The organism is Duganella sp. 3397, from assembly GCF_031456625.1.
GTDB classification, from domain to species: domain Bacteria; phylum Pseudomonadota; class Gammaproteobacteria; order Burkholderiales; family Burkholderiaceae_D; genus Rugamonas; species Rugamonas phyllosphaerae.
The window spans coordinates 343198-354479 of sequence record NZ_JAVDVB010000002.1; the positions used below are offsets into that span (position 1 = coordinate 343198).

11 protein-coding genes are annotated in these 11282 nt (G+C 63.2%); 4 read left to right on the forward strand and 7 right to left on the reverse strand.

The genetic code is table 11. The features are described 5' to 3' along the window. Position 1 precedes the first annotated feature (1 nt). Positions 2–1615 carry an L-aspartate oxidase gene (gene nadB, locus J2X54_RS06180; protein WP_310179122.1) on the reverse strand — a complete coding sequence of 538 codons (1614 nt, stop codon included), beginning with the start codon at positions 1613–1615 and terminating at the stop codon, positions 2–4. 208 nt (positions 1616–1823) lie between these two features. Between nadB and J2X54_RS06185 the strand changes: the two genes are divergently transcribed. Further along, a complete protein-coding gene (locus J2X54_RS06185) occupies positions 1824–3410 on the forward strand; it encodes a TIGR03013 family XrtA/PEP-CTERM system glycosyltransferase (protein WP_310179123.1) in 1587 nt (528 codons plus the stop codon). Positions 3411–3513: 103 nt separating this feature from the next. Here the strand turns inward: J2X54_RS06185 and J2X54_RS06190 are convergent, their stop codons facing one another. The 6 genes from J2X54_RS06190 to J2X54_RS06215 all read right to left on the reverse strand — a co-directional run bounded on the left by J2X54_RS06190 (position 3514) and on the right by J2X54_RS06215 (position 8468). Further along, positions 3514–3864 (reverse strand): hypothetical protein, encoded by a 351-nt coding sequence (locus J2X54_RS06190; protein ID WP_310179124.1) that lies wholly within the window; start codon positions 3862–3864, stop codon positions 3514–3516. A 194-nt stretch (positions 3865–4058) separates the two neighbouring features. Further along, the gene (locus tag J2X54_RS06195) at positions 4059–4460 is read right to left on the reverse strand and encodes an Hpt domain-containing protein (protein ID WP_310179125.1); all 402 of its coding nucleotides are present in this window, start codon (positions 4458–4460) and stop codon (positions 4059–4061) included. Between the two features lie 101 nt (positions 4461–4561). Continuing rightward, a complete protein-coding gene (locus J2X54_RS06200; RefSeq protein ID WP_310179128.1) occupies positions 4562–5365 on the reverse strand; it encodes a transglutaminase family protein in 804 nt (267 codons plus the stop codon). A 35-nt stretch (positions 5366–5400) separates the two neighbouring features. After that, positions 5401–6354: an alpha-E domain-containing protein gene (locus J2X54_RS06205; RefSeq protein ID WP_310179130.1), complete on the reverse strand. Its 954-nt coding sequence runs from the start codon at positions 6352–6354 to the stop codon at positions 5401–5403. Positions 6355–6364: 10 nt separating this feature from the next. Beyond that, on the reverse strand, positions 6365–7795 hold the full coding sequence (locus J2X54_RS06210; RefSeq protein ID WP_070248043.1) for a circularly permuted type 2 ATP-grasp protein: 1431 nt from the start codon (positions 7793–7795) through the stop codon (positions 6365–6367). A 154-nt stretch (positions 7796–7949) separates the two neighbouring features. Next, on the reverse strand, positions 7950–8468 hold the full coding sequence (locus J2X54_RS06215) for a PRC-barrel domain-containing protein (RefSeq protein WP_070248045.1): 519 nt from the start codon (positions 8466–8468) through the stop codon (positions 7950–7952). 208 nt (positions 8469–8676) lie between these two features. Here J2X54_RS06215 and J2X54_RS06220 point away from each other — a divergent pair, with 208 nt between their 5' ends. The 3 genes from J2X54_RS06220 (at position 8677) to J2X54_RS06230 (ending at position 11279) form a co-directional block, all read left to right on the forward strand. After that, on the forward strand, positions 8677–9525 hold the full coding sequence (locus tag J2X54_RS06220) for a ferritin-like domain-containing protein (protein WP_310179136.1): 849 nt from the start codon (positions 8677–8679) through the stop codon (positions 9523–9525). A gap of 135 nt (positions 9526–9660) precedes the next feature. Continuing rightward, a complete protein-coding gene (paoA, locus tag J2X54_RS06225) occupies positions 9661–10329 on the forward strand; it encodes an aldehyde dehydrogenase iron-sulfur subunit PaoA (RefSeq protein ID WP_310179834.1) in 669 nt (222 codons plus the stop codon). Then, the gene (locus J2X54_RS06230) at positions 10326–11279 is read left to right on the forward strand and encodes a xanthine dehydrogenase family protein subunit M (RefSeq protein WP_310179139.1); all 954 of its coding nucleotides are present in this window, start codon (positions 10326–10328) and stop codon (positions 11277–11279) included. Before paoA ends, J2X54_RS06230 begins: the two co-directional genes overlap by 4 nt. The last annotated feature ends 3 nt before the right edge of the window (positions 11280–11282 follow it).

The window sequence follows — 11282 nt, forward strand, 5'->3', positions numbered from 1 at the left end:
CTTACTTGCGGTGCGGCGGCGTGAGGATGCTTGGCAGCGCCTTGGGCAAGGTCTCGGGATAGTCTCGGCTGAAGTGCAGGCCACGGCTCTCGCGCCGCTGCAGCGCGCTGTTGACGATCAGGCTCGCCACGTCGACCAGGTTGCGCAGCTCCAGCAGGTCGTGGGTGATGCGGAAGTTGCGGTAGTACTCGTCGATTTCTTCCTTGAGCAGCGCAATGCGGTGCTGGGCGCGTTCGAGGCGCTTGGTGGTGCGCACAATGCCCACGTAGTTCCACATGAAGCGGCGCAGTTCGTCCCAGTTGTGGGCGATCACCACTTCCTCGTCGGCGTCGGTCACGCGGCTTTCGTCCCAGTCGGGCAGGTACGGGATCTCACCCTTTTCCTTGGCGGCGATGTCGCGTGCGCAGGCGCTGCCCACCACCACGCATTCGAGCAGCGAATTACTGGCCAGGCGGTTGGCGCCGTGCAGGCCGGTGCAGGCGGTTTCGCCCACTGCGTAAAGGCCCGGCAGGTCGGTGCGGCCTTGCAGGTCGGTGACCACGCCGCCGCAGGTGTAGTGCGCGGCCGGCACGATCGGGATCGGCTCCCGGGTGATGTCGATGCCCAGCTCCAGGCAGCGCGCGTAAATGGTGGGGAAATGCTCGATCAGCCAGTCGGCCGGCTTGTGGCTGATGTCGAGGTGAACGTAATCGAGGCCGCGCTTCTTGATCTCGAAGTCGATCGCGCGGGCCACCACGTCGCGTGGCGCCAGTTCGGCGCGGTCGTCGTGCGCCAGCATGAAGCGGGTGCCGGCGGCGGCGCCGGCCTCGGGCGGCAGCTTGAGCAAACCGCCTTCGCCGCGAATCGCTTCGGTGATCAGGAACGATTTCGCGTACGGGTGGTACAGGCAGGTCGGGTGGAACTGGATGAACTCCATGTTGGAGATACGGCAGCCGGCGCGCCAGGCCATGGCGATGCCGTCGCCGCTGGCGGTGTCCGGGTTGGTGGTGTACAGGTACACCTTGCCGGCGCCGCCGGTGGCCAGCACCGTGTGCTCGGCCGCAAACGTATGTACCTGGCCGCTGCGTTCGTCCTGCACGTACAGGCCGTGGCATTTCGGTTGCGAGTGGCGTTTTACATCCGGGTTGACCTTGTCGGAGGTGATCAGGTCGATCGCGCAGTGGTGTTCGAACAGCGAAATGTTCGGATGCGCGCGCACCTTCTCTTCCAGCGTGACCTGCACCGCGTGGCCGGTGGCGTCGGCCGCGTGGATGATGCGGCGCTGGCTGTGGCCACCCTCGCGAGTGAGATGGAAGCCCATTTCGGCGGTGGCGTCGCGGGTAAAGGGCACGCCTTGCGCGATCAGCCATTCGATCGCTTCGCGGCCGTGTTCGACGATGAAGCGCGTGGCGCTTTCGTCGCACAGGCCGCCGCCGGCGACCAGGGTGTCGTCGATGTGCTGGTGGTGGCTGTCGCCGGAATCGAGCACTGCGGCGATGCCGCCCTGGGCCCAGTTGCTGGCGCCATCTCTCAAGGCACGTTTGGAAATAATGGCGACAGTACGGGTTTCGGCGAGGTGCAGCGCGACCGAGAGGCCGGCCAGTCCGCTGCCGACGATGGCAACATCAAATTTCATGATTTACATGGCTGAATGCAGTAGGGAACCATGACTATAGTCGATTTGTCACAGTTTGGTCATATACCCCTGCTATTTACACAGGCTTTGCGCTGCTTCGCTCACCGTCGTGATTGCGCCTGGCGGCCATTGTGGCGGCGCAAAGGCAGGCGGACTCGTTCTTGTGATCATGGAGGCTTGCGCGTTTTTGCCTGCCAGGGAGCCGACCGTGATCCGTATTTTTCATCACTATGTATCGAAAATGGCCTTCCTGCTGCTGCTGATGGAAGTTCTGCTACTGGTCACCGCTGCGCTGGCCAGCGCGCCCATGCTGCTGCCCGGGCAAGCGCCTATGCCCGATTCCCTTTACCTGCCGGCTGCGGCATTCGCGTTGGTGCTGGTGTTTTCGATGGGGGCATTGGGCATGTATCAGCACCAGCAGGCGCGCGAAGATTTGCACAATACCCTGCGCCGTATCTTGCCATCTTTTTTGCTGGGCTTTTGCCTGTTCAGCCTCCTGGCGATGCTGCTGCCGGCGCCGCAGTTCGGACGCCTGGGCAGCATGGTGTTCGTGCTGGGCGGCGCAGCGGTGCTGCTGGCGCGGCTGGTGGTGTTCACGTCGGCCGGCTCGCGCATGCTGGAAAAACGCCTGATGATCGTGGGCGACGGTCCCACCGCGCGCGAATGCCTGGACCTGGCCAGCGGTGGCGGCTTTCACCGATTTCGGGTGGTGGGCTGCGTGCCCGTCGATGGCGAAGACCGGCGCGTGCCGCCTGCCATGGTGCTGACACCGGACGTATCGCTGCTGATCCTGGCGCGGCGCTACGCAGCCGAGGAAATCATCGTCTCGGTGGCGGATCGCCGCAACGGCGCGTTCCCGGTGCGCCAGCTGCTCGAATGCGCAGTCGGCGGCGTGCGCATCACTGACGCCGCCACTTTTTTCGAGCGCGAGGCATGCCAGATCCGGCTCGATTCGCTGCAACCGAGCTACCTGATTTTCGGCGGCGGCTTCGACCAGAGCCTGTTGCGCGCGGCCGTCAAGCGCGCCTTTGACCTGGCTGCCAGCGCCTTCATCGGCCTGGCGACGATGCCGGTGATGCTGCTGGCCGCGCTGGCCATCCGCCTGGAAGACGGCGGGCCGGTCTTCTACCAGCAGGAGCGGGTCGGACGCGACAACCGCCTGTTTCGGGTGCTGAAGTTTCGCAGCATGCGCATCGACGCGGAACGCGATGGAAAACCCACCTGGGCTACCGAGGACGATCCGCGCGTGACCCGCGTGGGACGCTGGCTGCGCAAGCTGCGCATCGACGAGCTGCCGCAGATGCTCAACGTGTTCAAGGGCGAGATGAGTTTTGTCGGACCGCGCCCGGAGCGCGGCTATTTCGTCGAGCAGCTGGCGCGCGACATCGCCTATTACAACGTGCGGCACGGCATAAAACCGGGCATCACCGGCCTGGCGCAGGTACGCTACAGCTATGGCGCCTCGGTCGATGACGCCGTGCGCAACTTGCTGGCCGCGCTGGGCGACCAGCCGGCCGCCGCCAACCAGGTGTACAACGTCGCGCTGGGGGCGCGCACCAGTCTCAACGAACTGTATTTATTACTGCAGGAATTGTTGGTGGACCGCTACGGCCACCTGCGCGATTTCCAGCCGGTGTACGCAGATTTCCGTCCTGGTGACGTGCGCCATTCTCAGGCCGACATTGCCAAGGCCTGCGAGTTGCTTGGCTACGCACCCACTCACGACTTGCGGCGCGGACTGCGCCAGGCGCTGCGCTGGTACATCGAACAGCTCGACCATGGCCGGCGCGCCTGAGACCCGAACGGCAGTGCCGGTCAGGCACGCGTAGCGGAGAACTCGGGGGAAGCAGGTGGAAGTAGGGGGGAAGCAGGTGGAAGTACGGGGCCGGGTAAGACGATCAGCGCGGCATGTGGCTGGAACCGCCACGCACCAGCCCGACCAGGCCGGCCGCACGCGCGTCGCCACCGTTGGCGGCGCGCTGGAACAAGTCCATCGCTTGATCCCGTTTGGCGGGATCGGACAGGTAACGCAGCGCCAGTTCGCGCTGGGCCACCGGGGAACCCAGGTCGGCCCATTCCTGCAAACGGCGTTCGGCAGCCACGTGGCCGGCGTCGCCAATGCGGGTGGCCACGGCTTCAATCTCGGTCGGAGCGGGTATCGGGCTATCCTGTGCCTGCCAGCCTATCGCGGTACCGACCATCACCAGTACCGACGCCACCAGCACTCCAGACTTGTTGAATAAATCCATACGCTCGACTACCCCCTTGCTTGCCATTCGATTTCCCGATCTTACAATCGGGTGCACTGCGGCGTCGCACGTCTGGCGCAATAAAAGAGCAAGCCATCGGTGATCAGCGATGGCGATAGTAGCATGCAGATTAATCAACTTTGGCCATTTCAAGCATGGCCGGCGGTAACAATTGTAACGAGTCGTTAGCAGCGTCAACCGGGTGCAAGCGGGGGTTGTTGCTGAGCAAGCCAGTCGTCGGCCGCTGCCATCACGGCATCGTATTCGGCCTCGACAGTGCTCAGAAGGGCAGGGATATTGGCGGCGTCGTGCGCGCCAAGTGCCTGCTCGAGCGCCAGCGAGGCAGCGACCAGGCGCTTGGCGCCTAGGCTTCCCACCGAGCCGCGCAGGCCGTGAAACACCTTGCCGGCCTCAGTCAGGCGTCCGTCTTCGATGGCGGCGCGGGCCTGGTCAAGCGGAGTCCGGCGCGGCGCGCAGGCATCGCGTACGATCTTGGTGACGATGGCCAGCGCCTTGTCGTCGTTGCCCATGTACTTGAGCAAAGTGGTAACCGAGAATACGTTTTCATCGGCGTGTGACCGGGGGGAATCGGACATGCGTCACTCCAGAGGTTGAAAGCCCAGTATACCCCGGCTAACCGCAGCTGCAACGGCCGGCCGCGCACACATTGTTACAAATTAATGGCCTTTGCCACCGGCTAGCGCGCGGAAATATCGACCTTCACTTCCATCGACTCGATACCGCCACCGCGCCGCACACCGCGTATCGGCGCTGCACCGTCATAATCGCGGCCGATAGCCAGGCGGCAATAGGCATCGGTCATCAGGCGCGCGTGGGTAACGTCGATGCTGATCCAGCCGTGGTAGTCCTTGTCTTCCACCCACGCATCCACCCAGGCATGGCTGGCCGCGTGGTCGCTATCTTCCGGGTCGATGTAGCCGGAAACATAGCGGGCCGCAATACCATGGGCGTGACAGCAGGCCAGGAATAGGTGGGCATGATCCTGGCACACGCCCTGGCCCAGCGCCAGGGCATCGCTGGCGGTGGTGGTCACCGCCGTTGCACCGCTTTGATACCGGACCGCACCAAAGATGTGCTCGGCTAAACTCATGAGGTCGCGCGATTGCGCGCGGCCGTCCGGCAGGCACGAGGCCGCCAGTTCGAGAATACCCGGCGTAGCCCCGGTCAGCCGGGTAGGCGCGGTAAACAACAGCGGCGACAGCGCATCGCCGTTCGGCACCCGGCCCTTGAGCGGCGCCGTGGTCTCGACGACGCCTGATGCGACAATGTCGAGACCACGGTGCGGCACATCCATGGTCATCATGTGCGACAGGTTGCCGAAAGCATCGGTATAAGCGTGCACATGACCGGGCACATTCAGGTGCCAGGACTGCACCTGTTGCTGCGGTTCCTTGCGCGGCGTCATGTGCAGTTGCTCGATGGTGTAAGCCAGCGGCGCCGTGTAGAGGTAGCGCGTTTCGTGCCGTATGGTCAGTTGCATTGCTTGCCTTTCGCTTTTTTCGCCTTTTTCGCCACTCAGGCCGCCAGTGGCACCAGGAAATCGCGGCTGACGCGATTGCCCAGTTGGTTGATGTCGGCCAGGAAACGGGTGAGGGTGTCGTGCAGGCCCGCCTCGAGGATGTCGTCGATCTTGGCAAATTGCAGCGCTGCGCGCAGGCGGCCCGCCAGGCGCTCGGTGTCGGCCGAGACATCGTTGCGTACCTCGGCCAGGTTCTGCACCACTTCGTCCATGCACGCCAGCAGCGAACGCGGCATGTCGGCACGCAACATCAGCAGTTCGGCGATGCGCGCCGGCGTGATCACATCGCGGTACACCTTGCGATAGATCTCGAAGCCCGAGACCGAGCGCAGCAGCGCGCCCCAATAGTAAAAATCGCGCTGGTTCATGGCGTCGCGCACGGCCGGGGCCGCAGTGCCGCTGTGGAATTTCACATCGAGGATGCGCGCCGTGTTGTCGGCGCGCTCCAAAAACGTACCCAGGCGGATGAAATGCACCGCTTCGTCACGCAACATGGTGCCCAAGGTGACGCCGCGCGAGAGGTGCGAGCGGTACTTGACCCACTCGAAGAATTTGCTGGGATCGTCCTCCAGCATATTACCCTTGAGCAGCTTCTGCATATCGAGCCAGGTCTGGTTCTGGGTTTCCCAGACCTCGGTGGTGAGGGTGCCGCGCACGGCGCGGGCATTTTCGCGCGCTTCGGTCAGGCACGAGACCACCGACGACGGATTGGCCGGGTCGCGCACCATGAAGTCGATGACTTCGCGCGCGGCCAGGGTGTCGTAGTGCTCGGCGAAGCGGTCTTCCAGCTCGGAAATGCCGAGCAGGGCGCGCCAGACCTGGGCGTTTTCTTCATCGGACTGCGGCAACATGCAGGTCTGCACATTGACGTCCAGCATGCGGGCAGTGTTCTCGGCGCGCTCGGTGTAGCGCGCCATCCAGAACAGGTGATCGGCGGTGCGGCTTAACATGGGTGTCTCCTTAGCGTTCCAAAATCCAGGTATCCTTGGTGCCGCCGCCTTGCGACGAGTTCACCACCAACGAGCCTTCCTGCAATGCCACGCGCGTCAGCCCCCCCGGCACCATCGAGATGGTCTTGCCGGACAACACGAACGGCCGCAAGTCGATGTGGCGCGGCGCGATGCCATTCTCGACGTACGTGGGGCACGCCGACAGGGCCAGCGTGGGCTGGGCGATATAGCCGTTGGGATTGGCGAGCAGGCGGGCGCGGAAGTCTTCGATCTGCTGCTTGGTCGATGCAGGTCCCACCAGCATGCCGTAACCGCCGGCGCCGTGGACTTCCTTCACCACCAGGTCGGGCAGGTTGGCCAGGGTGTAAGCCAGATCTTCCTTCTTCCGGCACTGGTACGTGGGCACGTTGTTGAGGATCGGCTCTTCCGACAGGTAGAACTTGATCATGTCGGGCACGAACGGGTAGATCGACTTGTCGTCCGCCACGCCGGTGCCGATGGCATTGGCCAGCGTGACGCGGCCCGCGCGATAGACCGACAGCAAGCCCGGCACGCCCAGCGACGAATCGGGACGGAACGCCAGCGGATCGAGGAAATCGTCATCGAGGCGGCGATAAATCACGTCGACCCGCTTGGGTCCGCGCGTGGTACGCATGAATACCGTGTTATCGCTGACAAACAAATCCTTGCCCTCGACCAGTTCCACGCCCATTTGCTGGGCCAGGAAAGCGTGTTCGAAATAGGCCGAGTTGTACATGCCGGGTGTCATCACCACCACGACCGGGTCGGTAATGCCCATCGGTGCGACCGAACGCAGGTTATCGAGCAACATGTCGGGGTAGTGATCGACCGGGGCGATCTTGTTGCGCGCAAACAACTCAGGGAACAGCCGCATCATCATCTTGCGGTCTTCCAGCATGTAAGACACGCCGGACGGCACCCGCAAATTGTCTTCCAAAACGTAAAACTCGCCTTCGCCGGCACGCACGATATCGACGCCGGCAATATGGGCATAGATGTCGGAGGCAACGTTAATGCCTTGCATTTCCGGTCGGTATTGGGCGTTCTTGTAGATTTGCTCGGCCGGAATCAGCCCGGCCTTGACGATATTCTGGTCGTGATAAATATCATGGATAAACATATTGAGCGCTTTGACACGCTGTACCAGACCGGCTTCCATCTGCTTCCATTCGGCAGCAGTGATAATGCGCGGAATGGTATCGAACGGAATCAGGCGCTCGGTGCCGGCGTCGTCGCCATACACCGCAAAGGTAATGCCCACCCGGCGGAAGGTCAGATCGGCCTCGGCCCGCTTGCGTTCGATCGTGTCGGGCGATTGCCGTTGCAGCCAGCCACAAAACTCGCGGTAATGCTCGCGCACTTCGGCGCTGGCATTGTGCGCCAGGCCATCGGCCGTCATTTCATTAAAAAATTTTCCCATAATATAACTTCTCCCGTGTTGGGAGCAGTTATATCAAGAAACATGCCAGAGGTCCCGCACAATTATGGTGCAAACGAAGAGTATGCCACCCGCGCGTACATAAAGTAAAAAAAGCACGCGAATAACGCGTGCTTTTATATGGGCAGACCGAGATTTAAAGGTTGCCTAACCCGGTACCACGGCTGCTCGAGTAGCCAGGATCGCTTTGCAGGCTGCCGGTACCAGCGCTCATCACGCTGCCGCTGGCGGTGCGGCTGCCTGGCATTGCTTGCTGAGTACCGTAGAAGTCATGGATTTGCGTCGAAAATTCGGCGCTGGCCATATCAGGCCAATTGTCCTTGTCGAAACCAGGGGCGTTCTTCAGATGGTCTTTGGAAACATTTAGCAGGAAGCGCTTGTTGACGGTGTCCAGCTGCAGCGCCTGCCATGGCACGGCAAACAGCTTGTCGCCCATGCCCAGCCAGCCGCCGAACGACAATACGGCATAAGCCACGTTACCCTGGCGCATATCGAGCATGATTTCCTTGATGTCGCCCAGGTCTTCTTCCTGCAGGTTATACACGTCTTCGCCGATCAGCGTGTCGGCGCCCATCAGGCGCGGGCCGGGGCCGTTGTCGGCGTCGGCGTAGTCGGTGTTGTAGATGCCATAGGTGTCGCGGTCGAGGTAGCTCATGGTGGTCTCCTGGTGTCCTGATGATGGGGGGGGAAGTCACACTGGCTTCGGCGTTGTTCGCCGATGTTTAGCGCAGCACAGGACCTATGATGCGGCGCGCTTGCCCAATCGGCTATAGGTGCACGCGCGGCAGACTTGTAGGACCAGGATGAGTAACTGCGGCACATAGCAAGATGCTACACTCGCGGCTTTGTCTCTTCGTCTCTCCATGCCCTCCCTATCCAACGCATACCAGGCCGCCCACGCCGCCAGCGGCGAACTGCGCGCCCGCGCCTTGCTGTGCTTGCTGGAATCCGACCCGTTCGAGAAGGTTGCCGCCGTCAACGCCATGGCGGACGCCGTGCGCGCCAACGCCTGCACACCCGATCCCTCGGCGCAGTTGCAAACGCCGGAAGACCGCCCAATCCCGGGCCGGCCAGACCTGCCGCAACTGGTGCTGCCCTCGGCCCTGGGCAAGCGCTCGATGAACACGGTCGAGGGGCGCGCCATGCTGATCCACGCATTGGCCCACATCGAATTCAACGCCATCAACCTGGCGCTCGACGCGCTATGGCGCTTTCCCGGTCTGCCCGCCGCCTACTACACCGACTGGCTGAAGGTGGCAGAAGAAGAGTCCCTGCATTTTTCGCTGGTGGCCGCGCACCTGGTCACGCTCGGCTATGCCTACGGCGACTTCACCGCCCATGGCAGCCTGTGGGAAATGGTAGCCAAGACCACCGGCGACGCGCTGGCCCGCATGGCCCTGGTGCCGCGCGTGCTGGAAGCGCGCGGCCTGGACGCCAACCCGCCGATGCGCGCCAAGATTGCCCAGGCCGGCGACCACCAGGCCGCAGCCATTCTCGACATCATCCTGCGCGACGAAATCGGCCACGTCGAGGTCGGCAACCGCTGGTACCGCCACCTGTGTGCGCAGCGCGGGCTGGCACCGCGCGCGACCTTTGCCGCCCTGTGCGAAGAATACTGGGCGCCGGTGCCGCGCGGACCGTTCAACATCGAAGCGCGCCGTCTGGCCGGTTTTACCGAGGAAGAAATCGCCGACCTTTGCGCGAACAAGTAATTCTACGTAGGCCGAACTAACCGCAAGTCAATAGTGCGGATGTCGTCCTGGCAATGCGATTAAGATGTTTTGACTCATCCGGCCACAGGTCGTCGATGAACCACCAACACACTCTAGCCACAGGACGAATCGATGATGAACGACCTCAGCGATGTAAAAATCACCCGGCGCGATCTGCTGATCGCAGGCGCCATTTCCGCCACCACGGCCGCCGTACCCTCGGTGGCTGGCGCCCAAAACAACAGCAACGGCGGCGGCGCTGGCGCCCCAGCCCCGGCAGCAGCTGCGCCGGTGATGAACAAGGTCACGCTGATCGTCAACGGCCAGTCGCGTGCGGTGGAGGTCGATACCCGCACCACCTTGCTCGATGTGCTGCGCGAAAACATGCACCTGACCGGCACCAAGAAGGGCTGCGACCACGGCCAGTGCGGCGCCTGCACCGTCATCGTCGAAGGCCGGCGCATCAATTCCTGCCTGTCGCTGGCGGTGATGCACGACGGCGACAAGATCACTACCATCGAAGGCCTCGGCACGCCAGACAAACTGCACCCGATGCAGGCAGCGTTCGTGAAACACGACGGCTACCAGTGCGGCTACTGTACTCCCGGGCAGATCTGTTCGGCCGTCTCGGCGCTCGAGGAAATCAAGCAGGGCATCCCGAGCCACGTCACCGCCGACCTCAACACCAAGCCACTGCTCAGCAGCGAAGAACTGCGTGAACGGATGAGCGGCAATATCTGTCGCTGCGGCGCGTACTCGAACATCATCGACGCCATCAACGACGTTGCCGGGAGCCGCGTATGAAAGCCTTCAGCTACGAACGCGTTAAAACGCCGGCCGACGCCGCCAAGGCCATCGCCCGCCAGCCGAATGCGAAATTCATCGCCGGCGGCACCAATCTGCTGGACCTGATGAAGCTGGAAATTGAAGCGCCCACCCACCTGGTGGACGTCAATGGCATCGGCTTCGACAAAATCGAGGTCACGCCGGAAGGGGGCCTGCGCATCGGCGCCCTGGTGCGCAACACCGACCTGGCTGCCGACCAGCGCGTGCGGCGCGACTACGCGGTGCTGTCGCGCGCCTTGCTGTCGGGCGCCTCGGCGCAACTGCGCAACAAGGCCACCACTGCCGGCAACCTGCTGCAACGCACGCGTTGCCCGTACTTTTACGACACCAACCAGGCGTGCAACAAGCGCCAGCCCGGTAGCGGCTGCTCGGCCATCGGCGGCTTTTCCCGCCAGCACGCGATCGTCGGTACCAGCGACGCCTGCATCGCCACCCACCCGAGCGACATGGCCGTTGCCATGCAATTGCTCGACGCCCGGATAGAAACCGTGAAAGCCGACGGCGCCACGCGCACCATCGCCATGGCCGACTTCCATCGCCTGCCGGGCAAGACCCCGCACATCGAAACCGCACTGGAACCGGGTGAGCTGATCACCGCAGTGACCTTGCCCAAGCCCCTGGGCGGCAAGCACTACTACCGCAAGGTGCGCGACCGCTCGTCGTACGCGTTCGCCCTGATTTCCGTGGCCGCCGTGGTGCTGCCGGACGGCACCGGCCGCGTGGCGCTGGGCGGCGTGGCGCACAAGCCGTGGCGCTTGCCAGCCGGCGACGCCAGCGTGGCGCAAGGCGGCAAGGCGGTGGCCGACCAGTTGCTGGCCGGCGCCCGCACCACCGAAGACAACGCCTTCAAGATCACCCTGGTCCAGCGCACGATTACGTCGGTGCTGGCGGAAGCGAAGAAAGCCTAAGCC